Here is a 24,464-nt window from a genome sequence, read left to right as displayed (position 1 = left end):
TCGGCACCTCGGTCGGCAACGGCTCAGGCTCCGGCGAGACCAGCGTCGGCAGCGCGGCGGTTGCCGGCGGCGGCTCGCCACGCTCGATGGCGTCGAGCCGCCGCGTCTCGCGATCGATCGTGCGCACCGCGAGCCACGACGACAACGGCGTGAGATCGACGGTGCGGCTGAGCTTGTCGGGAGGTCCGGCCACAAACAGCTGGATCTCCGGCGGTGCGCCGGAGAGACCGGTCATGATCGGCGTCAGGCTGGCGCGGATATCGACCTGGTCGGCGGGAATGTCGTAACCGCCGGAGACGATGACATGCGCATTCTTCGCTTCCAGCGGCGTTGCGCCGACGCGCAGGCGGCCGTCGCGGATCGTGAACGGGATCTGCGCCGAGGCGACCGCGATCGGCCCCGTGGACAATGCGGGCTCGACCAGCTGGCGCAATCTGGTGTCGTCGGAGATCTGCCCATTGTCGCTGGCGCGAATGGCGATCTCGAAGGCGCGCGGATTGAGGCCGTTGATCTCGGCCGCATCAAGCGTCACCGTGCCGTTGCCGGCGAGTGCGCCTGTCAGCGCCGAGACGCTGCGGCCCTGGCTCGTCAGCGTCATCTGCGCCGAGATGCGCCCCTTCGGGAGCGCCAGATCGCGGTAGCGCAGCGAGGCCGCATCGACATTGCCGAGATCGAGATGCGCATTCAGCGCCAGACCGTTGGGGCCGTTGCGGGCATCGAGGCTTGCGGTCATATCGCCGCCACCGAGGCTGCCTTTGAGTGCGTCGAGCGCGAGCGACTGGCCGTCGCCCCTGAGCGCGCCGCTGAAGGGACGAATCTCGATTCCCCCGGGCAGGTTGCCGCGCAGCGCCTGGAACGCGACGCGGCCGCGCCAGCCGGTGATGAGGCCCGCGCTGAGCGGCTCGCCGCTGTCGCGCCCGGCCGCGCCGACGGCAAGCGCGAGCGCCGGCATCAGGTCGAGCGTGTCCAGCCCGACTTCGCCGTCGACGCTCTTCTCCTGATCAAGCGTCACGACGAGATGGCCGCGCAGGCGTGAACCCGATGCGGTGCCGTCGAGATCGTCGAAGATCAGGCGATTGCCTGCCAGCGTGAGGCGGGAGGACAGGCTCGCAGTCTGAGCCGATTTATCGGCCGGAGCGGCCCCGAACAGCGGCGCCAGATTGACGTTGCGGACGTGCAGGTTCACGTTTGCTTTGGGCTCAGCCGCCGACAAGTCGACGCTGCCTTGCGCATCCGCGTCCAGGCCGCCGCCACCGAGCTTTGCATTCAGCTGCATCGGCCGTCGCCAGGCGCCGCTCAGCCTGCCCTCGATCTGCGCGGCGCCCGCGCCTGCGGCAACGATGCGATCGAGGCCAAGCAGCGCCGCCAGCGCGGCGGCCTGCGGCGTCGAGATTTTCGACTCCAGCGTGAAGTCGCTGCCCCGTAGTTTTTCGATGTCGAGGCCGCCAACCGCCGCGACCTGCGGCTGCGCGGCGAACGTCGCGGCGGCCTTGAGCTGCGGCGCGTCGAGATCGAGCACGATGCGGGCATCGCTGCGGTCGGGATGTTCGGCATTGTTGTCGAGACTGAGGTCGAGCTTCAGGCGCGTCGCGCCCGGCAACGCCGGGATGGCATCGAAGCGCGCGCGGACCGCAGGCGCGATCGGCTCCAGCAACGCCGTGAGATCGCGCAGAGAATTGGCCGACGATTTCAGCGCGAGCTTGCCGGTGGCCCTGGTGCGGTCAAAGCTGCCTGATGCCTCCGTGGTCACTCCGCTGGCCTGGCCGAAGCGCAATTGCTCCAGCGACAGCGCGGTCGGGCCGTAGCCGAGCCTGGCCGCGAACGGCCGCAGCTCCTGTCCCGCCGAAATCGCGCGGCCGATGTCGAGCGAAAGTTTCGCCTCCTCCGGCCATTCGCCTTGGGGACCTGCGACCGCGCGGACAAAGCTCGTGGCGGCATCGAGATCGAGGCGGTCCGCCTTCAGCTCCGCCTCGATCCGCGAGCCTTTGTTCGCGCCCGTTTGCACGAAGGCGATCCGCCCCTGGACGGTGCCACCTTCAATGTCGGCCTTCAGGGCGTCGATGGCCAGATGATTGGCCGCGATCGTCACATTGCCATCGAGACGGAGCGGCCGCGTGCTGCGCCTGATGATTTCGTTGCGGCCCTGCAGCCAGGCCACCAGCGTATCCGGATCGGAGGACTCGACACTGAGGCGGCCGCTGAAACTGTCGGCGCCGGGCGCAGCGCCGTTGAGCGAAAGCTGCGTCGTGCCGGGTGCGCGCAGCTCGAGCCGCTGAAAGGTCCAGGACCGGCCATCGGTCTGAAGCTCGGTCGTGATGTTCTGGAGCGGACGGCCGCCCAGCATGATCTGGTCGGAACTGAACTCGATCTGCGCCGGGATCGGCGCCTGCGGAATCGCCGCGAGACCCGCGCGCAGGGCCGGCAGGATACGCAGCGGCTCGGCATCGTCGCGGCCGGCGAGCTTGTCGGCATCGACCTGCCGCGCCGACAGCACCGCGCGCAGCAGCGGCGAAGCGCCGAACCTGAGGTCGCCGACGCCGCCGACCTTCAGCGCGCTGTCCTCGAGGCCGAAGCTCGCGTCGATCTGGTCGAACCTGGCACCGGCCGGATCGGCCTTGAGCTTTGCGGTGAGCTTCCAGGGCGTCGGCCCCGCCTCGCCTGCTTTCTTCGGTGGCGGCACGGCCAGCGTCAGCGCGCCATCGAATTTCGGCGAGCGGTTGTCGAAGGCAAGCACGCCTTCGAGGTCGGCCAGGATGGCGCGCTCGCCGGGATCGATATTGAGGTGCACGCGGGTGGCGCTGCCGTCGGGGCTGGGGCCGGAGGAGACGCGGAACGGATAGCGCACGCCGTTGGTGGTGAAATGACCGTCGCCCCGCACCGATCCCGCGAGCGAGCGGACGTCGCCGGAGAAGCCGATGTCAATCAGCTCGAGCGTCGAGCGGCTGGCGGCATCGTGAAGGGCGATGCGGCCGGTGAGGTTGAGCCGCTCGATGGCGAGCGAGGCGAGATTGAAGGTGCCGCTCGCGGTGGAGGGCAGATCGACCTTGCCCCTGGCGTCGAGGCCGAGATCGGCCGCCATGCCGCCGACCGAGAGCTCGGTGGCACGCCATTCGCCGCGCATCAACGAGCTCAGGCTGAACTCGACGTCGAGCTTGTCGGCGCGCAAGCGCCCGAGATCGTTGTTGCCGCCGAAGGTGACCGAACGCAGCCGCAATGTCGGCGCCGGCAGGAGCCGCGCATCGAGCTCGCCCGCCACGCGCACCGGCACGCCAATGATTCGGGTCGCCTCTGCCTCGAACTGGGGCCGGAACTGGTTCCAGTCGATGAAGTAAGGCCCGATCAGCGCGGCCAGCAGCGCTAAGATGAAGGCAATCGCCAATCCGAGCAGCGTCGTCTGCACGGGTCTCCCCTCGGCCAAGCCGGCACCCGGGTCAAACCCAAGCTGACAAACCAAGCTTCAGGCGCGCCGGAACAGCCCCTTATATAGGGGGAAGTGTGGCGAAGTCACAGCGACTGTTGCGCGCGGCGGTTAATGCGGCAGGCCTTACCAACAGGCCTCACCAGCTCGCGGGGAGGCGCCTCAAGCCCCGCAAGACGAAGGTCGGCCGCCATTCCGGGTTCTCGACGTCGTCGATGCGCAAATCCGGCAGCCGCCGCAGCAGCGTGGCGATGGCGATCTCGGCCTCGATGCGCGCCAATTGGGCCCCCAGGCAGAAATGGATGCCGCCGCCGAACGACAGCGGCCGGACGTTCGGCCTGGCGATGTCGAGCCTCTCGGGGTGGTCAGGATAAACCGCCGGATCGTGATTGGCCGAGCCGAGCAGGCAGAGCACGGTCTCGCCCTTGGGAATGGTCTTGCCGCCGAGATCGTCGATCTCCTCCAGCGCGACGCGCCCGGTCATCTGCACCGAGGAATCGTAGCGCAGGAATTCCTCGATCGCGCCCGTCATCAGGTCCGGCCGCGCCTTCAACAGCGCCAGCTGGTCCGGATTGCGATGCAGCGCGAGCAGGCTGTTGCCGATCAGATTGACTGTGGTCTCGTGGCCGGCGCCGAACAGCAGGATGATGTTCGCCGTCAACTCCTCATTGGTGAGCTTGTTGCCGTCCTCCTCGGCCTGCACCAGCTGGGTGATGAGATCGTCGCCGGGAGACTTGCGGCGCAGCTCGAACAGCTGCTGGAAATACATCTGCGCCATCGTGGTGGCGGCGTTGGCCTTGGCGATCTCCTCCGGCGTCATCGGCACCGGGTCGAGCAGCCGACCGCCCTCGCGCGAGCTTTTGTAAAACACCTCGCGATGGTCCTCGGGAATGCCGAGCATCTCGCAGATGATGGTGACAGGCAGGCGGAAGGCGAAATCCTCGATCAGGTCCATCTGGCCGCGGCCGATCACGGCATCGATGGTCTGGTCGACGATCTGCTGGATGCGCGGGCGCATGTCCTCGACGCGGCGGGCGGTGAACGCCTTCACCACGAGGCCGCGCAGGCGGGTGTGATCGGGCGGATCGGCCTGCAGCATCCAGTGCCCCATGCTGCGGAACACCGGCTCCTTCATGATGTCGGGGCCGTAACGGCGCGTCGTGCGCTCGACGAAATCCTTGCCGAAACGCTTGTCGCGCATCACGAGGCTGACCTCGGCATGACGACTGGCCACGAACTGGCCGAACGGCGTGACGTGGATCGGATCGATCGTGCGCAGCCGGTCGTAATGCGGATAGGGATTGCGGATGAAGTCCGGCGCGAGCGGATTGAACAGGGGATCGCTGGCGACGCTCTGCACTTGCTCGTTCATGGTGACCTCACGTCGGTTGCCGCATGACACGATACGCCGGTTTGCAGCCCCGAAAGCCGGCGTAACCATCCCTGATGATTTATCAACTCGATACATTGTTGTATCGAGTTGCATTCTGCCCTAACCTTGAGCGATGTCAAGACTGAGAACCAGGCCGACCAGGGACGACACGCGCGAGGCGCTGTTCGAGGCAGCCGCGCGCGTGTTCGAGCAGGACGGCATCGGCGGCGCCAGCATCGAGGCTATCGCGGCGGAGGCTGGCTTCACCCGCGGCGCGTTCTATTCAAATTTCAAGAGCAAGGACGAGCTGATCTTCGCCATGCTCGAGGACCATGTCGAGCGATCGATCCGGCGCAACATGGAGATCCTGGCGCAGCACAGGAACCTCGACGACTTCATCGCGGCGCTGAAGACGATGGACCGGGCCCGGCAGGACCCCCTCGCCCGCTCGCCGCTGCTGCATATCGAGATGATCCTGTTCGTCGCGCGCGCCGAGAAGCGCCGGCCCGAGCTCGCCAAGCGGCTGCGGGCGCGGCGCAAGCTGATCGCCGACATCGTCGAGGCGACGTTGAGAGACAGCGCCAAAGGCGAGACGCTGAACCCGCCCTGGATGGCCTCGGTGGTGCTGGCGCTGGAAGACGGCTTTCGCCTGCACCGGCTGATCGATCCCGAGACCACGCCGGCCGACAGTTTTCTGCGCGCGATCACGGATTTGAGGCGGCGAACGGGATTGGCGACGGATTAGGGCGCACCGCGACGCGCTCGACATTGCGATGCCGGGAAGCAGCAACGTAGCGCCGTCGTCGGGAATCGGGTGGGAGAGCCGCGGTGTGATCGTCATAGCTTCTCATGGTGGGCACCAAAGCACACAGGAGAAGCGATCGTGACGGTTGAACAAGACAACAAAGCCATCGTCGGCCAGTGGTTCACGAAATTCTGGGGCAAGACCTGCGACCTCGGAATTGTCGATGAACTCGCCGCACCAGATATGCTGCTGCAATATTCGCTGCACGAGCCGCGCCGCGGGCGCGACGACATCAAGGCATTCATGACGGACTTTCGGAAAGCGTTCCCCGATCTCAATTTCTGGGGCGCTGCCGATCTCATCGCCGAAGGCGACTATGTCGTCGGCCGGTGGGAGGGCGGAGGTACGCATACCGGGCCGGCATTCGCCGACTTCCTGGCAGGATCGCTGCCGGCCAACACCGGCCGCAAGATGAAGTTCACCGGCACGACCGTATTGAAACTCAAGGACGGAAAGATCCTCGAGGAAATCGGTCTCGACGACGGGGTCACTGCCCTGCAGCAGCTCGGTCTCATCCGCGCTGCCTGAGCCCTGTGCCAGGCGCAGAGACCTCAACGAACACACCGGCGATCTTGCGGTCGCCGGTGTCATTCTGGAAAACGCGCGCTAAGCCGACCCCTTCACCGCAATCGGTTGCCGATCATTGAGGCGACATTGCTGGACAACGCGAATGGCGAAAGGCTGAGCTTGCCGTGGATGACCTTGGTCGTGCTGGCGTTGGAAGATGGTTTGCGCCTGAACCGGCTGATCGATCCGGACACGACGCCGGCCGACGGCTTCTTGCGTGCGATCACGGATTTGCGGCGCCGGACGGGACTGGCATCGGAGTGAGGCGGGAACGGGTGCTAGCGAACGCGCTTGCCCTTGTTCGTCGGCAACGGACAGTTCGTACAGACACTGTCGTCGCACATTCGGCAGATCGTGAAACGATCCATCTCGGACGTGTCCTGCCGGGCAAGAAGCTCATGGATCAGCGTTTCGAGCCGCTTGGTTTCTGCCGGTGACAACACGTCCAGAAGCGATGCGACGGCTGAAATCCGCGAACTCATGAGTTCATTCCGCGTCGCCACGCCAGCGGCGGTGAGGTGCAAGGCGACCTCCCGGCCGTCTTTCCCTGCCCGGCGCTCGACAAGCCGATCCGAAACCAGACGATCCACCAGCCGGACCGTCCCGGAATGCGACAGGCCGAGGATCCGCCGCAGCTTGTCGTTGGTCATGCCCTGGCCATAGCCGATGACGACCAGGGCCGCAGGCGTCTCGCCGCCGCGGCCGATGACCTCGCGCGCGCCCTGCTCGATACGATCCATGACTGCGAGCGAGAGCGCTCCCAGCAAATTCGCGATTCCCGTTTCCATGCTCACCACAATATGTGCGCTACGCACAAAAAACAACTTGACCAAATATGTGCGCTACGCACATAATTCATCCTACAACGAAGGCATGGAGAGAGAGAGACGATGAATCCAACAAGCGCTGCACGATCGACGGCAGATGCCATGCGCGATGAACCCACCCTCAAATATGTGCAGGCCAACGGCGTGCACTTTGCCTATCTCGAACAAGGGAGCGGCCCGCTGGTGATGTTCCTGCACGGTTTTCCCGACAACGCCTGGTCATATCGCAAGCAGCTGCAAGTCTTTGCGGACGCCGGGTACCGCGCGGTGTCGCCGTTCCTGCGCGGCTATGCGCCGACCGAGATTCCGGCGGACGGCATTTTCGATCCCATCGCACTGGGCAAGGATCTCGAAGCGCTGATCGCCGCGCTGAGCGAGGACGGGCAAGCGTGCGTCGTCGGCATGGATTGGGGCGGCACGTCGACCTTCCAGGCGCTCGCCACGGCGCCGTCGGCGATCAAGGCTGCAGTGGTGATGAACACGGCGCACCCGATCACGTTTTCAAGCATCAGGCGGGATCCGGACACCATCCGATCCATCTTCCATGTCTATTTCTTCCAGATGGCCTACGCCGAGTCTTCGGTCAATATCGAGGGACTTCCCTTCGTCGACTATCTCTGGAAGCTATGGTCACCGACATTCGATGATCCCGAACATCTGCGTTCGATCAAGCAGACGCTCGGCTCTCCCGGCACCATGGCGGCGGCACTTAAATATTATGGAGGCCTGACTGATGCAGGACGCCTGGGCCGGCTGCCGATCAACGACATGCACACGCCGACACTGACCATTTATGGCAGCAACGATCCGACGGCGAAATATTCGGTGAAGGAAGAGCCGCTCTTCAAAGGGCCACACCAGCGCATTGTCCTGCCTGATGTCGGGCACTTTCCGCACCTCGAGCGTGAAGCCGACGTCACCGCCTTGATCATGGACTGGTTCAAGGCGCACGCGCCCGACTGAGCGCAAGTTACGGACGCCGAAGAGCGCCGCCCGCAGCGGCGGCGCTGGCCAATGTCTTTCAGATTCTATGACGAGGAGAGTACGCGATGGACGCCAAGACACAGCAGCAACATGCCGAGACGTTTCTTGCCCTTCACAAGACGGCAGATCCGCTTGTTCTGTTCAACGCCTGGGACGCCGCCACCGCCAAAGCGATCGCGAAGGCGTCGCCGGCTATCGCGACCAGCAGCGGAGCGGTCGCCTCTGCTCTCGGTTACGCGGACGGAGAAAATGTCCCGCTCGACCTCGTGGTAGGTCTGGTATCGCGGATCACCGCCGCGGTGTCAGTTCCTGTATCGATCGACCTGGAGGCAGGGTATGGCGACACGCCGGACGCCGCAGCCGCATCGGCGGCCCGGATTCTGCAAGCCGGCGCTGTCGGCATCAATATCGAAGACGGACTATACGGAGGAAAGCGGCAACTCGCCGGCGCCTTGCAGCACGCCGCGAAGATCAGGGCGGTGCGGGACACCGCGCGGAGGCTCGGAGTTCATCTGTTCATCAATGCGAGAACCGATCCCTTCCTGCTGAAATTCGGCTCGCCGGAGGAATGCCTCAATGAAGTGGCGCGGCGCGCGAAGGTCTATGCCGACGCCGGCGCCGATGGACTCTTCGTACCCGGTCTCACCGATCTCGCATTGATCGCGAGACTGGTTCAGCTGGCGCCCCTGCCGGTCAATATCATGGTGACGCAGGGGATTCCGGAAATTCGCGATTTCGCTCGCGTCGGCGTTCGGCGGGTGAGCCTTGGGCCATGGCCGATGATGGCGGCGATGCGCCTCATCGGACAGGCAGCCGCAGGGGTCGCCGCGAGCAGGCAATACGGGACGTTCCTGCAGCCGAATGCCTGAGCCGTTCTCCGGCGTCGTGCCTCAAGCCGAGCGCTTCACCGCAACCGCCGGCTTGACCTCGAGCCGCCCCAGCATCGCCCTCGCCTGCTCGGCGCAGTGCTCGATCAGCCAGCGCTCGAAGGCGACGGGCGCCAGCGCGGGGGCGTAGAGGAAGCCTTGCACGACGTCGCAGCCGAGCTCGGCCAGCATCTTGCGCTGGCCTTCGGTCTCGACGCCTTCGGCGACGACGGTCAGCCTAAGGCCCTGGCCGACCCGGACCACGGCGGTGGCGATCGCGAGTGCGCCGGCATCCTTCTCGATGTCGCGCATGAAGCTGCGGTCGATCTTCAGCTCGCGGATCGGCAGATGGGCGAGCCGGCTGAGGCTCGAATAGCCGGTGCCGAAATCGTCCACCGACAGGCCGATGCCGAGGGCGCGGATCGCGTGCATCGTCTCCAGCGCAGCGGCGCCGTCCTGCATGAAGGTGCCTTCGGTGATCTCCAGCATGAGGGCATCGGGCGGCAGATCGTGTTCGGCGAGGACATCTTGGAGCCGCGCGGCCAAGGTGACGTTGCGGAAATTGATCGGCGACAAATTCACCGAGACGCTGGGGAGGTTGAGCCCGGCGCGACGCCAGGCCGCCATCTGCCGACAGGCCTCGCGCACCGACCACAGGCCGATCTGCTCGATCAGGCCGCATTCTTCGGCGAGCGGAATGAACTTGGCCGGCGAGACGTCGCCGAGCACGGCATCGTGCCAGCGTGCCAGCGCTTCGACCCCGTGGACGGCGCCGTCGCAGCTGCGGATCTGCGGCTGGTAGAACAGGCTGAGCGCACCCTCGGCAATGGCGCGGCGGAGTGCTGCGATCATCGCCAGCCGCTGTTCGGTCAGGCCGTTCATTTCGGCGTTGAACATGCAATGGGTGGAGCGGCCCGCCTGCTTGGCCATGTACATGGCGGCATCGGCCTGCTGCATCAGCGTGTCGATATCGGTCGCATGGTCGGGATAGAGGCTGATGCCGATGCTGGCCGACATCGGCATCAGCTTCGATCCGAGCCGCAGGGGCGCAGCCAGCGCCTCGGTGATGCGGGTCGCGACCCGCTCGGCGCTCTCGGCATTGCGATGCGGCAGCAGGATGACGAACTCGTCGCCGCCAAGCCGGCCCAGCATATCCTCCGGCCCGATCTGCTCGCGCAGGCGCTGCGCGAGCTGGATCAGAAGCTCGTCGCCGGCGGCATGGCCGAGCGTGTCGTTGACGTCCTTGAAGTGATCGACGTCGAGGAAGGCCAGCGCGACATGGCTGCCGGTCGGACAGGCATCGATCGCGGTCGTGATCAGGTGCCGCAATTGCGCGCGGTTGGGCAGGCCGGTGAGAATATCGTGATAGGCAAGCCGCGCGATCTCGGCGCGCGCTTCCTTGCGTTCGATGGCGAAGGCGGCGAGGTCGACGCAGGCATCGACGATGCGCCGGTGCCAATTGCTCGGCGCGCGAGGCTCGCGATAGTAGAATGCGAAGGTGGCAATGACCCGGCCGTCCTTGGCCTTGACCGGGGTGGACCAGCAGGCCCGCAAGCCGGTCGCGAGCGGCATGGCCTTGTAAGGCTGCCAGCGCGGATCGGTGTCGAGATCTTCAGCCAGCACCGGCTCGCCATAGAAGGCGGCGGTGCCGCAGGAGCCGACGTCAGGTCCGATGGCGATGCCGTCCAGCGCGCTGGAATAGTCCTCGGGCAGGCTCGGGCCCCCGAGCGGGTGAATCAGGCCTGCGGCATCGACATGCAGCAGCGAGCAGACGACGTCGGGTGCGATCTCCTCGACGCGGCGGCAGAGCCGGTCGGCGATCTCGGTGATCGGGACCTCGTCGGCGAGCGCGCTCATGATGAGCTGCTGCAGCGAGCGCAACTGCCTGCTCTCGGTGATGTCCTCGACCAGCGCGAAGATGTGCCTGAGCCGGCCTTTGCTGTCACGGAAGGCGTCGAGCCGCGCACAGACCCAGATTTCCTCGCCGCTCTTGTCGTAAACGAGTGTCTCGACCTCGCCGCGGCGGCCGCCGGCCATGAGCCGCTTGACGAGCTTCGCAATCGCCCTGCGGTTGGTATGGCAACCGGCGATGAGCTCTGCCGCAGGTCGTCCCTCGGCTTCCTCGCTGGTATAGCCGAACAACGCCGTGAAGGCCGAATTGACGTAGCGGATGTTGTGCTCGACGTCGGCGATGATCACGGCGCGATTGGTCTGGTCCGAGACTGCGTTGAGCAGCCCGATCCTGACGCGACGCTCGGCCTCAGTGGTGACGTCGCGCGCGAATATGATGTAATTGACAGTACCGTCGATGGTCGTCGACGACAGCGCAATCGTGGCCTTGATCCGGCTGCCGTCGCGCCTGATGAGGCTGATCTCGTCGCGAAAGTCCACGACCGGATCGGCTTGAAGACATTTGAGCGTGAGAATGGCGGCGTCGCCGCCGAGCACGTCGGCAGGCGCAAGCTTCCAGATCCGCTCAGCGCCGGCGTTGAAATAGGTGATGCGACGCGCATCGTCGACGATGACGATGCCGTCGTCGGTGCATTCGAGCGCGGCGCGCAGCACGTCCGGCATTTTGGTCAGGGGGCAGTCGGAGGCAGACATCATTCGACCCGGCAGCATCGGCAAGATACGGCAACCAGCCCAAGGCTACCGCGCCGATGGTGTCCAAGACCTTTTTGCAACCGGCCCGGGTTCGGCCAAGCCGCGACATGCTTAACAGTCCGAGAAAAATGCCGTGCTAATGCAGAGCGAGCGGAACCTATTCGGCGCGAGTTCCCGCCCGGAGCATGTGCAGCCGGCCGGCCACGGCCCTAACCTTGCCCGGCGAGGCCCGCCAGACCGACAGCGCCGAGAGAAGGCTGACGATGATCGCAATGCCAAATGCGAGCGTGTAGTCGCCGGTGCGGTCATAGAGCAGGCCGGTCACCCATGGCCCGGCCGCGCCGCCCGCCAATGCCGCGAGCATGATCATGCCGAAGATGCTGCCCTGGTGGCGGCCCCCAAAAATCTCGAACACCACTGCGCCCATGATCGAGGTGAGCCCGTAGCCGAGCGCGCCTTGTGTGAACACCATCAGCCAGACCAGCCAGAACGAAGGCTGGTATTTCAGCGCCATCAGCGCCGCGAAGCAGATCGCAAACCCCACACAGCTGATGGCCCAGACCCATTCCCGCCCGATCCGGTCGGAGATATGGCCGAGGAAGATCTGGCCGGGGATGCCGAGCAGGCTGACGGCGCCGAGCGCCCAGACCGCAACGCTCGGGCTGAATCCGATGTCGAGCAGGAATTTGGTCTGGTGCACCTGCACTGCGTACCAGATGTACAGGCCGCAGAAATAACCAAGCGCGAGCCACCAGAAGCGCGCAGTCGCAACCGCCCGCTTCAGCGTCCAGTCGATCGCGGCCCAGTCGGGATCGACGATGTTGGAGACCGGCTTGGCGGCGCCCGTGACCGGCTCGCCGTCGCCATCGGGCCGCAGGCCGATGTCTTCGGGGTGCTTGTGCAGCAGCAGATTGATCGGCGCCAGCACGACCAGGATCATCAATCCCATCGCGGTGCAGGCGGTGCGCCAACCGGTCTGCTCGATCATGTGCTGCACCCATGGCAGCAGCGTCATCGAACCGATGCCGACGCCGGCAAAGGCGATACCGATGGCAAAGCCGCGCTTGCGGATGAACCAGTTCGGCAGGAACAGCGACTGGCCGGAATAGCCGAGGCACACGGAGCCGGCGCCGACCATGACGCCGATCGTCACGTAGAGATGCCAGGGCTGGCTGGTGAGCGGCGCAAGCAGCAGCCCGCCGGCCATCAGCGCCACGCCGAGCTCCATCACGGCGCGCGGGCCGGCACGGTCCATCAGCCTTCCGATCAGCGGGCTGGCCACGGCGGACGCGATGAAGCCGAAGGAGAACGCGCCCGCAGTCACGCCGCGCTCCCAACCGAACTCGGCAATGATGGGCGGAAAGAACAGCGAGAAGGAGGTGCGCGCGTTGACGCCGATGGCCATGGTGACGAACGTCACCGCAACCACGACCCAGCCGTAGAAGAACGGAAGCCGCATTTTTCTTGTTTCATCCCTGGACGGTCGTCTACCGATCATCCGGGATTGCCCGGGTCAAGTGATTTTAGCGAATGCCTCTACATCGTCATTGCCGGGCTTGTTCCGGCTATCCACGCCGTGCAAGGCGGTACAAAGAACGTGGATGCCCGGGCCTTCGCCGCGCCGAAGCGGCTTCGGCCGCGCAGGCGGGACAAGCCCGGGCATGACGACCTCTTGTGATGTTCAAATGCTGCGAGACGGGCGTTCAGGCGGCGTCGCGCTGCGAGCCTTCGGCCGGCCCGTCAAGCTCGATCTGGTCGATCGGCAGCGGGCGGCTGAACAGATAGCCTTGCGCAAAATTGACGCCGAGTGCCTTCAGCCGCTCGAACTCCTCTGATGTCTCGACGCCTTCGGCGGTGACCGACATGTCGAGCCCGCGCGCCAGTGTCACGATCGAGGAGATGATCGCGGAGGAGCGCGGCTGGTGCGTCAGATTGCGGATGAACGATTTGTCGATCTTGATCTTGTCGAACGGAAATGCGGTGAGATAGCTCAGCGAGGAATAGCCGGTGCCGAAATCGTCGAGCGCGAGTTCGACGCCGATGCTCTTCAGCCGCTCCATGAAAGCAAGGTTCTCGGTGCCGCGCTCCAACAGGACGGATTCGGTGATCTCGATCTCGAGCCGCTGCGGCGACAGGCCGGAATCCCGCAGGGCCGCGTCGATGACATCGAACAGATCGGCTTCCTTGAACTGGATCGGCGAGAGATTGACCGCGACCATCAGGCCCGACGGCCACGCCGCCGCATCCGCGCAGGCGCGGCGCAGCACGAATTCGCCGAGCGGCACGATCAGCCCGGTCTCCTCGGCAAGCGCGATGAACTGATCCGGCGGGATCAGCCCGCGGGTCGGATGCCGCCAGCGCACCAGTGCTTCGAAGCCGCGCCGCGCGCCGGTGCCGGCATCCATGAACGGCTGGTAGTGCACCTCGAGCTGGCAGAGCGCGATGGCGTCGCGCAGATCCCCTTCCAGCGTGTTGCGCGCCTCGAGCTCGGCCGACATCGCCTCGTCGTAGATGGTGAAACAGTTGCGGCCGGCCGACTTCGAGCGATAGAGCGCAAGGTCGGCCTTCTTCAGCAATTGCTCCTGGTCGCTGCCGTGATCCGGCGCGACGGCAATGCCGATGCTGGTGCCGATCTCGACGCGATGCCCCGGCAATGGGAACGGCTCGGCGACGAGCTTGGCGATCCGCGCGGCCAGCTCGGTCGACGATGCGCGCTGATCCTCGCAGCCCTCCTGGATGATAGCGAACTCGTCGCCGCCGAGCCGCGCCAGCACGTCGGTGGCGCGCACGGCGGATTTCAGCCGCTGCGCCACCAGGCGCAGCAGCGCATCGCCGGCGCCATGACCGAGGGAATCGTTGACGTTCTTGAAGCGGTCGAGGTCGAGCATCAGGATCGAGAAGGTCCAGCCGCCGTTCTTCAGCTGATCATTAAGCTCGTCGAGCCGGGCAAGGAAGAAGGCGCGGTTCGGCAATCCGGTCAGGACGTCGGTCTGCGCAAGCTCGAGCACGCGACGGTTGGCCAGCGAGAGCCGCCGCGAGTTGCGGCTTGCTAGCATCAGATAGATCGACAGTGACAGTGTCAGCAGCATGCCGACGATGAGGACCGCGCCGGCGCGGTCGTAGGTCATCTCGAGGGAACCGCCGACCGTCGGCATCACGCGCACCTGCCAGTCGGTATCCCCGATCTTGAGATGGCCCGACCAGTGCAGGCCCCGCGCGACGTCGCGCATCGACTGCGGCGCGGAAGGCGCCGACGAATAATCCGGCATCATCTCCTCGAGGCCGACGATCCCCGCCGTGAAAGGCGGATACACGTTCACGCTGACCGCAGGGCTTGCGCCGGTCGTGCCACGAATGGCCTCTATCAGCAGCGGCAGGTCGAACACGCCGACCACGTAGCCTGTGAGATTGCGGCGCCGGTCCGCGACCGTGTCGCGAGAGGTCCCCTTGGCGTAGACGGGAACGGCGACGAGAGCATAGGACAGCCGGCCACCCCCGCGCGGATCGTAGAGGCGCGCACGAACGCTGGCGATTCGGTCGTTGTCACGCGCGCGCTCGAGCGCGGCGGCGCGTTCCGGAACGCTGGCATAGTCCATGCCATAGACGGGCGACGTCTTCGGGTAGGTCGAATAGAACACCGGAAAATATTCATCGCTTTGCGGCGCGGTCGCAAATCTCTCGCCCTGGAGCGACTTGATGCGATAGCCGGACAGGCCGTCCGCGACCGCGGCAGCCTCGTATTCGGCGCGTTCCTTGCGGTTGACGCGCGGCAGCCAGGAGATGCGCAGCATGCCGGGATGATGCTCGAACAGCCGGGCGCTGAACGTCTGGAACTCGCTGCGGGTGATTTCCTCGTTGGCCGATTCGAACAGGGTGCGCAGCGCGACGAGCCGGCTGATATATTCGTTCATGCCGTTCTGCATGACGATGGAATCGGTCTCGGCCGTGCTTTCGAACTCGATCCTGTTGACGCGGTCTTCCCACCGCGTCACGGCCGCAGCGCCCGCCAGCGAGAACAGCAGACCGACCCCGGCTGCGACGAGAGCAGGACGATAGAGCCCGAGCAGCGGCGCAGTGCGCCACCACCCGCTCCCCCGTTTCCGGCCCTGATCGTTCCGATCGCGATCGCCCATACGTAAAAGCCGCCGTTCCCCTCTTCGCGGTGGACCGAACTTCTGGTTGAACCGCCGCGGTGGCAATCGGACAAGGACCGCGGTTAAGAACTGCACAATTTCGGAACCAGGCCTTGCCGCATTGCACGGCTTAGTTAACGAAGTGCGCGCCTGGACCGCCTGCATCGGCGCAACTTGCCGGTTTTACCCGGAGTATTACGGAGCTGCCGGTCCAGAGCCGGTTAGCGAGCTATTCAGGCCGCGCGACTATGCTTGGCGCGCTTTCTCCAGCATCCGGCAACACTTCCTGATGAACCTGTTTCGATCAGCGACACGCATCGTGCTGAGCTTCGCACTGCTCGCCGCAGCCACGTGTGCTGCAAGCGGCGAGGAGGCGGGCGTCGGCGCCGACACGATCCTGTTCGGCCAGACGGCTGCGTTCGCAGGCCCCTCAGCTTTGCTCGGTCAGCGCATGCGGCAAGGCATCGTCGCAGCATTCACCGAGATCAACGCAAATGGCGGCATCCATGGCCGCAAGCTGCAGCTGATCAGCCGCGACGACGGCTACGATCCCGACCGTTCGGTGGCTCAGACGCTGCGGCTGATCGAGGACGACAAGGTGTTCGCGCTAATCGGCGGAGTTGGCACGCCGACGGCGATGGCGACGATTCCGATCACCAGCGCCCGGAACATTCCCTTCATAGCACCGTTCACCGGCGCCGAATTTCTGCGCGACCTCAAGCTTCCGAACGTCGTCAACATCCGCGCGAGCTATGGCGCGGAGGCCGAGGCCTGGATCAAGCACCTCACCGAGGACCGCAAGTTCACCCGCATCGGCATCTTCTACCAGGACGATTCCTTCGGCCGTGACGGCCTTGCCGGCGTGAAGAACGCGCTGGCCAGGCGCGGCCTCGAACTCGCCGCCGAAGGCACCTTCGAGCGCAACACCCGCGCGGTCGGCGCGGCCTGGCGGGTGATCAAGCGCGCCGAGCCCGAGGCGATCGTCATGGTCGGGACCTACGGTCCCTGCGCCGAATTCATCAAGCTGGCGCACCGCAGCGGCCTCTCGCCGACATTCGTCAACATCTCCTTCGTCGGCGCCACCGCGCTTGCCAAGGAGCTCGGCCCCGAGGGCGAAGGCGTCATCGTCTCGCAGGTCGTGCCATTTCCGTGGGATCGCTCGCTCAAGCTCGTGGCCGACTACCAGGCCGCACAGAAGGTACTCGACCCGGCGCTGACCCCGGACTTCGTTTCGCTCGAAGGCTATCTCGCCGGCCGCTTTGTCGCCGCGGTCCTAAGACATCTCGGACCGAACCCGACGCGGGCGGAGCTGATGCGGATCATCAACGACGTCGGCCGCTTCGACATCAGCGGCACCGTCATCACCGTCGGCTCACGCGCCATCGACACGCCACCGAAGGTGTTTTTGACGGTGATCCAGAAGGACGGGACGTTCAAGGCGGTGGATAGGCTGTAGGGCAGTTCACCGCCTGCGCGTCCAGCGCTCGGCGTTGACGGCACCCTGCGGCGCCTCGCCCTTGATGATGGCCTCGACCTGCCGCACCGTCTCCAGCGACTGATATTCGATCGCCTGCGGCGTCAGGCCGCCGACATGCGGCGTGGCGATGACGTTCGGCAGCCTTGCCAGCTCCGGCGTCGGCATCTGGTCGGGTGCACGGCCGACATCCATTGCCGCGCCGGCAATGCGGTTCTCCAGCAGCGCCTTGGCGAGCGCGGCCTCGTCGACCAGATTGCCGCGCGAGAGGTTGATGAAGAATGCGTGCTTCTGCATGCGCGCCAGCGCCGCCTCGCCGATCAGCTTCTCGGTCTGCTCGTTGGCGATGGCGAGGCAGACGACGAAGTCCGATGCCGCGAGCAGCTCGTCGAGCGCGACATGTTTGACGGCGCTGTCGCTGACATCGGCGAAGGGATCGGCCACCAGCACTTGCATACGCAGCACTTTTGCGACCTCGGCGAGGTAGCGCCCGATGCTGCCATAACCGATGATGCCGATGGTGCTGCCGGCCAGCTGGCGGCCCATCCGCGCCTCCGGCTTGCGGCCGGCGTGGTAGTCGGCCGTCGCTCGCGACACGCCGCGCGACAAATCGACCATGAAGCCGACCGCGAGCTCGGCGACCGCCTGCACGAAGCCGGGACCCGCCCGTGTCACCAGCACACCGGCTTGCGAGGCCGCCTCGACATCGACGTTCCTGATATCGACGGCACAGCGGACAAAGGCACGCAGGCGCGGCAATTGCGCAAAAATCTCGCCGCGACCTTCGGTCATGCGATCGGCGACGATGATGTCGGCGTCCTTGGCCGCACTGACGAGTCCAGCAGAATCGAGCGCCTGGTCGCCCTCGTGCAGGATCACCTCGGCGATGGCGCGCAAGCCGTTCAAGCTGCGATCGCCATAGTAATTGCGGCGCATCTCCGGCGTATGGGCCAGCAGGACTTTCACGGCAGCACTCCCTTAGTAGCCGAACGCGCGCGGCAAGGCGGTGCTCAGCCACGGCACGAAGGCGATGACGAGCAGGCAGAGGAACAACAGGCCGAGATAACCCAGGATCGGCTTCACCGTCTGCTCGATCGGCACGTTGCCGATCAGGCAGGCGCCGTAGAGCCCGAGCCCGAGCGGCGGCGCGAACAGGCCGACGCCCATCGCAATCACCAGCACCACGCCGAAATGCAGGGGATCGATGCCGAGCTGCACCGCCACCGGCAACAGCAGCGGGCCGAAGATGATCAGCGCGGCCGCCCCTTCCAGCACCGAGCCCATCACGATCAGCACGGCGATCGCGAGCAGAATGAACAGCCAAACACCTGACGTCTTGGACAGGCCCAGCATGAAATCGCCGACCGCATGCGGCACCTGCTGCAAGGTCAGCGTGAAGGCCAGCGACTGCGCGGCGGCGACGATGAACAGCACCAGACCGGCGCGCGTCGCCGCCTGCACGAAACTGTGCGCGGCCGATCTGAAGCTGAGCTCGCGGAACACGACGCTGCCGACGACGAGTGCATAGGCCACGGCAAAGGCAGAGATCTCGGTCGCGGTGGCAAAGCCGCTCTTGAAACCGAAGAAGATCATGAAGATCAGGCCGAACGAGGCGATCGCGCCGCTCCACAGGCCTGAAACCGCCATCTGCGGCTCGACCTCCTCGGCGGCCTCAGGCGTCTTGCCGAAGACGATGGAGAAGGCGATCAGCACCGCCGCCATCAGCGCCGCGGGCAGCAGGCCTGCCATGAACAGGCCGCCGATCGAGAGGTTTGCGACAAAGCCCAGGATGATCAGGTTGATGCAGGGTGGGATGGTCTCCGCCATCACCGCGGATGCCGCCAGCAAGGCGACCGCGCTGCCCGGATTCTGCTTGGAGCGGCGCGCCGCCGGGATCAGCACGGAGCCGACGGCGGCGACGTCGGCCATCTTCGAGCCCGAGATGCCGGAGAACAGCACCATCGAGGCGACCATCACGACGTTCAGGCCGCCGCGCATGCGGCCGACCGCGCGCTGCAACAGCTCGATCAGGCGCACCGACATGCCGTTGGCTTCCATGAGGTAGCCGACCAGGATGAAGAACGGGATCGCCAGCAGCACGAAATTATCGATGCCGCGCGCCATCTGCTGGGCGAAGATGACGCCGGGCAACGCGCCCTCGACCCAGATGAAGATCAGAGCGGCCAGCGCCAGCGCAAAGCCGATCGGCAGGCCGCCGAACAGCGTGGCGAAGAAGCCGATCAGCATCAAGGTGCCCGCCGACGGCACCGAGGACGGCGACAGATAATCCCAGGCAAGATAAAGGCCGGTGACGACGGCGACTGCAACAAGCCCCCTGACAATGTCGGGGAGCGGCCGCGCGCAGAGATGGTCGATCGCGAACACCGTCATGAACAGCGCGCCGATCCCCATCGGATAGAAGGTGAGCTCGAGTGGCAGGCCCGAGCCGGTGGTCTGGCCTGAGGTCAGCGAGCCCAGCTTGATCGCGTTGTAGGCGACATAGCCGGAGATCAGCACGACGAGCAGGCTGCTTGCCGCATCGACCAGCGTGCGCAGCCGCCCCGGCAACAGATCGCGGAAGAAGGACACGCCGACATTCTCGCCGCGCGCCAGTGCACTCGCCGCGCCGAAGAAGGCGGAGCCGACCATCAATCCGCGCGCGACATCATCGGACCATTCGACCGGCGCGTTGAAAAAGAAGCGCAGCAGCACCGAGCCGCAGACGACCGCGAGATCGGCGGCCAACAAGACGGCCGCGATCGCGTCGCTGAGGCGAAGCAGGAGGGCGATGCTCCCGTGGCGGCCGCCCGGGAGCGATACGGCGTCTGCCATCACCATCTCAGGCTTGCGTCGAACGAATGATGTCGATGACGGGCTTGGACTCCGGCCGCGCCTTGATGAAGTTTTCGATCTGCGGCGCGACACGCTTCTTGAAGGCCTCGCGATCGCATTCGGCCACCGTCACACCCTTCTCGGTCAGGGCCGTCAGCGCCTCTTTCTCGACCGCAAGCCCATGGGCCCGCGTGTCGACCGCGGCCTTCTTGGCGGCGTCCAGGAAGCCCTCGCGCAGCTTCGGATCCATGCGGTTGAATGTCACGTCGCTGAAATAAACCGCGAGCGGCGAGAAATTGTGCTGCGTCAGCGCATAGAATTTCGCAGTTTCGAAGAACTTGCTGGCGAGGATGGTCGGCGGATCGTGCTCGAGACCGTCGAGCACGCCGGCCTGCAGCGCCGTGTAGATCTCGCCGAACGCCAGCGGCGTCGCGGCGGCGCCCATCAGCCGCAGGCATTCGGTGATGACGGGATTGGGCAGCGTGCGGATCTTGAGGCCGGCGAGATCCTCAGGCGTCTTCACCGGCTTCTTGGCGAGGACGCTGCGCGAGCCGAAATTATAGGCCCAGGCGATGATGCGGATGTTGCTGCCCTTGAGCAGCGCGTCCTCGATCGGCTTGGCGGCGCCGGCATCGAACGCCTTGGTCTGCTGCGGGAAGCTCGAGAACAGGAAGCCGAGATCGTAGGTCCCGACCAGCGGCACCAGATTGGCCGAGATCGACGAGCCCGAGATCATGAGGTCGATGACGCCGAGCTTCACCGAATTGATGACGTCGATCTCCTGACCGAGCTGGTTGTCGGGGAAGAAGGCGACCTCGACCTGCTCGCCAAGACCGTTGGCCTTAATCTGCTTCACGAGGTTGTCGTAGTAGACGCGGCCGTTGGCGAATTTGGGATCGTTCGGCAGCGAGGACGAGCATTTCAGCTTCAGCGTCGCAGCTTCTGCACGGCCGATGATGGCAGGAGAGAGCACAAGGCCGGCGGTCAGCGCCGTCGACGACTTGATGAACGTGCGACGGCTGACGGGCACGAGGGTCACGGTTTTCTCCCCAATATTTTTTGTTGCCGGCCGCGGTCGTTGCCACGGCCTGTTGCGCGGAGAGTAGGGCCAAAGCGACGGAGCAGGCAAGGCGTGCCACGGAGCGCGATGCGCGCGCGAGCGGCAGGCGCTCAGGCGCGAATTGCCGGGGAATGCCTATATTTGCCGATGTTTTCGATCATGCCGCAACGCGGCCAAGCGGCTTCCATGCAAGATTGCCGCAGATCGATCCAATTCAGGTATGGATCAATGCCGAACGCAGATCGATGAGCACGCTGCAAAAAGCTGCGGGACCGGGATCCCGCAGCTCTGTCATTTTCCGCGATCGATAAGATCAGCGCGACGGCGCGACGCTCAGCTGTCCGTTCGCCGCCTCGACATCACGCGAGGGCCGCAGCGCGAAGGCGCCGTCGCCAAGCAGCGCCTGCGCAGCCAGCGCAATCGCCCAGAAGGCGGGAAATTCCCAGCCGCCCTTCGGGTTGGTGAAGAAGAAACCGGCCGCACCGTGCACGGTGAAGATCGCACCAAGCAGGACGGGAATGCCTGCCAGCGCCGCATAACGGGTCCAGACGCCGAGGATCAGGGCGATGCCGCTCAGCACTTCCACTGTCATGACGAGGTAGGCGAGTTCCGGAGGGAAGCCGAGGCTGCCGAAGAACTTTGCGGTGCCGGCGGGGGTGAAAACGAACAGTTTCAGGCTGGCATGGGCCAGGAACAGCGCGCCCAGGGTCACACGCAGCACCAGCGCGGCGTAGGGGGCGGTACGAGAATCGATCATGGCGGTCTCCATTGTTGGGCGATCTATGATCTATTCTCAGAACAATGATAATCTGCTATTTTGGAAATATACTTCACACCATTGGAGTGAAATGGGTGCTCGACCGCCTGACCAGCCTGGAAGTCTTCGCCAAGGTCGCGGCGAACGGCAGCCTGTCAGGCGCGGCCCGGGCGATGGGCCTGTCGCAGACCATGGTGACCAAGCATGTCGCCTCGCTGGAGGCGCGGCTCGGCATCAAGCTGTTTCACCGCACCACACGGCGGCTGTCGATCACCGAGGCCGGCCGGCTCTATCTGGAATCCTCCGAACGAATCCTCGCCGACATGGAGACGGCCGACGCCGCGGTCGCGCGCGAGCGCGTCGAGCCGCGCGGCTCGCTGCGGGTCAATGTGCCCGTCGTGTTCGGCACACGCCAGATCGCACCGCTGATTGCCGACTTCTCGGAGCGTCACCCCGAGGTCACGATCGAGCTCGGCCTCAACGATCGCCTGGTCGATCTTGCCGAGGAAGGCTGGGACCTCGCCATCCGAATCGGCACATTGCGCGACTCCAGCATGGTGGCGCGCAAGCTCGCGCCGAACCGCCTGGTGGTCTGCGCGGCCCCTTCCTATCTTGCCAAGCACGGCACGCCGCGCAGCGTCGCCGATCTCGCCGGGCATAATTGCCTCGGCTACACGCTGTCGCAACAGGCAAGCGCCGCGGAATGGCTGTTCGGCGCGGAGGGCGAGATCCGCGTCCAGGTCTCCGGCAATCTGCGCGCCAACAATGGCGATGCGCTACGCGCGGCGACCCTGGCCGGCCTTGGCCTTGCGCGGCAGCCGACCTTCATCGTCGCCGACGATTTGCGCGCCGGCACGCTGGTCGCGCTTCCGCTCGACCAGCCGGAGGTGCAGTCATCTGCCGTGCATGCGGTCTACCTGCCCGACCGTCGTCCGCCGGCAAAGGTGCGCGCCTTCATCGATTTCCTCGCCGCGCGCTTTGCGCCGGAGCCGCCGTGGGACCACGGCCTGTTCTGACACTGCACGGCGCAACACGTCGGCTCCGGCAGCCCCCTGCCCAATCGCGGCTCGTTGTAACGTGAGCTAGCGCACAGACGCAGCAATGGCGGACGATTAGAAAAGGTGACATTCTCGCACCCATTGCCAGTGGAGGTGACCCCATGCGCCGTCCAGTCCTTTGCAATTTGATCCTTGCCTCCGGTCTCCTTGCGCTTACCCAGTTGATGACGCCGACGGACGCTGCGGCCGAAGCGCGGCTTGCGCTGGTGATCGGCCAGTCCGCCTATCGCACGGTGCCGGAGCTGCCCAACGCCGCCAATGATGCCAAGGGCATGGCCGAGCTGCTCGGCAATGCCGGCTTCACCGTCACGGCCGCACCGAATCTCGCGCAGAACGAGATGCGCCAGGCGATCTCGGATTTCGCCGGCAAGGTCAGCGCCAGCGGCGCCGACACCGTCGCGCTGGTGTTCTATGCCGGGCACGGCCTGCAGATCGACGGCGAGAACTATCTCGTGCCTGTCGATCTCGACCCCAAGCGCGAGGCGGACATTCCGCTGCAGGGCGTGCGGCTGAACGACCTGCTCAACACGCTCGGCGCGCTGCCGACGCGGGCGCGCATCTTCATGCTCGATGCCTGCCGCAACAACCCGTTCCCGGCGCTCTCGGGTGCCGGCCACGGGCTCGCGATCGTCGACACCAAGGCCGGCGCACCCGGCTCGTTCATTTCGTACTCGACCTCGCCCGGCGCCGAGGCCGAGGATGGCGATGGCACCGACAGTCCCTACACCACGGCCGCCCTGACCGTCGCCAAGCAGCCGAACATTCCGATCGAGGAAGTGTTCAAGCGCATCCGCATCGCGGTGGCGCAGTCGACCGACGGGCGCCAGATTCCCTGGGAAAGCTCGTCGCTGACGACCGACTTCAAGTTCTTCGGCGAGAGCAGCGGCCAGCCGCCTGCGCCGGGCGCAAATTCGATGGCGCTCGCCAGCGTCTCGCGCAGCGTCGCTGACTGGCGCAAGGATTTGCAGGGTAAGGATGCCAAGGTCGCCTATGATCTCGTGATCGCCGACGACACGGTGGAAGCCTATCAGGCCTATATCGAACTGTACGCGCAGGATGTCCGCACGCCGCGCTTGCGCACCGTCATGGAGCGGCGACGTCAGATGCTGGCGTGGGACCGCGCGGTGGCGATCAACACGCGTGCGTCCTATGAGACTTATCTGGCGAACTGGGACAACAGCGATCTCGCCGCAACCGCGCGGCGGCTGCTGCTGCGCGTGCAGAACCGCAACTATGCCTTACCGGTTGCCGCCGCTGCGGTCCCGGTCGCCGTCGCGATGGCGCCGACCTGCCCATGCTCGGCACCGACCCCGCCGGCATCGACGCCGATCAACCCGACGGTTGCGCCCATCATCAAGAAGCGCGTCGACGACACGCCGCCGCCCTCAAAGCGCAAGGTCGCCGACACACCGCCGAAGCGCAAGCCGCCGACTGATGAAGTCGTCGAGCGCGCGCCACCTCAACAAGGCCCGCCACCCGCCGCCATCATGCAAGGCATCGGCATCGGTGTCGGGATCGGCATGGGAATGGGCATGGGTGGCCGCGGTGGCGGCGAGATGGGACACGGCGACTACGGTCGCAGCAACAGATACTGAGGCTATCGATCGCGAAGCGGAGGGCAAACTCGCCCTCCGTCATTGCGAGCAATGACGACGGAGAGACCGCCACCTGCCTCCCTTCCGGAAATGCTGTAGTCTGATCGGCCGA

At 65.5% G+C, this 24,464-nt stretch carries 17 protein-coding genes and 1 pseudogene; 8 read left to right on the top strand and 10 right to left on the bottom strand.

The genetic code is table 11. The features are described 5' to 3' along the window. Together XH98_RS14895 and XH98_RS14890 are read right to left on the bottom strand one after the other, a co-directional pair. A partial coding sequence (locus tag XH98_RS14895) for an AsmA family protein (protein WP_271619044.1) occupies positions 1-3,400 on the bottom strand: 3,400 nt, incomplete at its 3' end. A 157-nt stretch (positions 3,401-3,557) separates the two neighbouring features. Beyond that, entirely contained in the window at positions 3,558-4,790 is a 1,233-nt protein-coding gene (locus tag XH98_RS14890) for a cytochrome P450 (RefSeq protein WP_271602588.1), read from the bottom strand. A 133-nt stretch (positions 4,791-4,923) separates the two neighbouring features. Here XH98_RS14890 and XH98_RS14885 point away from each other — a divergent pair, with 133 nt between their 5' ends. The 3 genes and pseudogenes from XH98_RS14885 to XH98_RS14875 form a co-directional block, all read left to right on the top strand. Continuing rightward, the gene (locus tag XH98_RS14885) at positions 4,924-5,535 is read left to right on the top strand and encodes a TetR/AcrR family transcriptional regulator (protein WP_057747225.1); all 612 of its coding nucleotides are present in this window, start codon (positions 4,924-4,926) and stop codon (positions 5,533-5,535) included. 138 nt (positions 5,536-5,673) lie between these two features. Then, positions 5,674-6,123 carry an ester cyclase gene (locus XH98_RS14880; protein WP_057747224.1) on the top strand — a complete coding sequence of 150 codons (450 nt, stop codon included), beginning with the start codon at positions 5,674-5,676 and terminating at the stop codon, positions 6,121-6,123. Between the two features lie 111 nt (positions 6,124-6,234). Continuing rightward, positions 6,235-6,426, top strand: a pseudogene (locus tag XH98_RS14875) (TetR/AcrR family transcriptional regulator); the annotation flags it as partial. 14 nt (positions 6,427-6,440) lie between these two features. Here XH98_RS14875 and XH98_RS14870 read toward each other — a convergent pair. Next, positions 6,441-6,950 carry a MarR family winged helix-turn-helix transcriptional regulator gene (locus XH98_RS14870; protein WP_271619042.1) on the bottom strand — a complete coding sequence of 170 codons (510 nt, stop codon included), beginning with the start codon at positions 6,948-6,950 and terminating at the stop codon, positions 6,441-6,443. 141 nt (positions 6,951-7,091) lie between these two features. Between XH98_RS14870 and XH98_RS14865 the strand changes: the two genes are divergently transcribed. Beyond that, positions 7,092-7,952 (top strand): alpha/beta fold hydrolase, encoded by an 861-nt coding sequence (locus XH98_RS14865; protein WP_271602583.1) that lies wholly within the window; start codon positions 7,092-7,094, stop codon positions 7,950-7,952. Positions 7,953-8,038: 86 nt separating this feature from the next. After that, positions 8,039-8,842: an isocitrate lyase/PEP mutase family protein gene (locus XH98_RS14860; protein WP_271619041.1), complete on the top strand. Its 804-nt coding sequence runs from the start codon at positions 8,039-8,041 to the stop codon at positions 8,840-8,842. 21 nt (positions 8,843-8,863) lie between these two features. On the opposite strand, the gene XH98_RS14855 is transcribed toward XH98_RS14860, so the two are convergent. From XH98_RS14855 to XH98_RS14845, 3 genes are all read right to left on the bottom strand, one after another. Further along, on the bottom strand, positions 8,864-11,443 hold the full coding sequence (locus tag XH98_RS14855) for an EAL domain-containing protein (protein WP_271619040.1): 2,580 nt from the start codon (positions 11,441-11,443) through the stop codon (positions 8,864-8,866). A 157-nt stretch (positions 11,444-11,600) separates the two neighbouring features. Beyond that, entirely contained in the window at positions 11,601-12,902 is a 1,302-nt protein-coding gene (locus XH98_RS14850; RefSeq protein ID WP_271602580.1) for an MFS transporter, read from the bottom strand. Between the two features lie 244 nt (positions 12,903-13,146). Next, complete coding sequence (locus tag XH98_RS14845) at positions 13,147-15,576, bottom strand: bifunctional diguanylate cyclase/phosphodiesterase (RefSeq protein WP_271619039.1); 2,430 nt, start codon at positions 15,574-15,576, stop codon at positions 13,147-13,149. A gap of 289 nt (positions 15,577-15,865) precedes the next feature. On the opposite strand from XH98_RS14845, the gene XH98_RS14840 reads away from it, so the two are divergent. Then, positions 15,866-17,032: an ABC transporter substrate-binding protein gene (locus XH98_RS14840; RefSeq protein ID WP_271619038.1), complete on the top strand. Its 1,167-nt coding sequence runs from the start codon at positions 15,866-15,868 to the stop codon at positions 17,030-17,032. 6 nt (positions 17,033-17,038) lie between these two features. On the opposite strand, the gene XH98_RS14835 is transcribed toward XH98_RS14840, so the two are convergent. From XH98_RS14835 to XH98_RS14820, 4 genes are all read right to left on the bottom strand, one after another. Beyond that, positions 17,039-18,016: a hydroxyacid dehydrogenase gene (locus XH98_RS14835; RefSeq protein ID WP_271619037.1), complete on the bottom strand. Its 978-nt coding sequence runs from the start codon at positions 18,014-18,016 to the stop codon at positions 17,039-17,041. A 12-nt stretch (positions 18,017-18,028) separates the two neighbouring features. Beyond that, positions 18,029-19,882, bottom strand: a complete 1,854-nt coding sequence (locus XH98_RS14830) for a TRAP transporter large permease (RefSeq protein WP_271619036.1) — start codon at positions 19,880-19,882, stop codon at positions 18,029-18,031. Positions 19,883-19,889: 7 nt separating this feature from the next. After that, positions 19,890-20,921, bottom strand: a complete 1,032-nt coding sequence (locus XH98_RS14825) for a TRAP transporter substrate-binding protein (RefSeq protein ID WP_271602575.1) — start codon at positions 20,919-20,921, stop codon at positions 19,890-19,892. 334 nt (positions 20,922-21,255) lie between these two features. Further along, complete coding sequence (locus XH98_RS14820; protein ID WP_057747272.1) at positions 21,256-21,699, bottom strand: DoxX family protein; 444 nt, start codon at positions 21,697-21,699, stop codon at positions 21,256-21,258. 95 nt (positions 21,700-21,794) lie between these two features. On the opposite strand from XH98_RS14820, the gene XH98_RS14815 reads away from it, so the two are divergent. Together XH98_RS14815 and XH98_RS14810 are read left to right on the top strand one after the other, a co-directional pair. Then, entirely contained in the window at positions 21,795-22,715 is a 921-nt protein-coding gene (locus tag XH98_RS14815) for a LysR family transcriptional regulator (RefSeq protein WP_220006128.1), read from the top strand. A 143-nt stretch (positions 22,716-22,858) separates the two neighbouring features. Further along, entirely contained in the window at positions 22,859-24,352 is a 1,494-nt protein-coding gene (locus XH98_RS14810) for a caspase family protein (RefSeq protein WP_271602574.1), read from the top strand. Positions 24,353-24,464: the final 112 nt, after the last annotated feature.

Source organism: Bradyrhizobium sp. CCBAU 51745 (assembly GCF_028128715.1).
GTDB classification, from domain to species: domain Bacteria; phylum Pseudomonadota; class Alphaproteobacteria; order Rhizobiales; family Xanthobacteraceae; genus Bradyrhizobium; species Bradyrhizobium manausense.
Note: the sequence above shows the minus strand (reverse complement) of the source record. Positions and strands in the feature narration are given on the sequence as shown.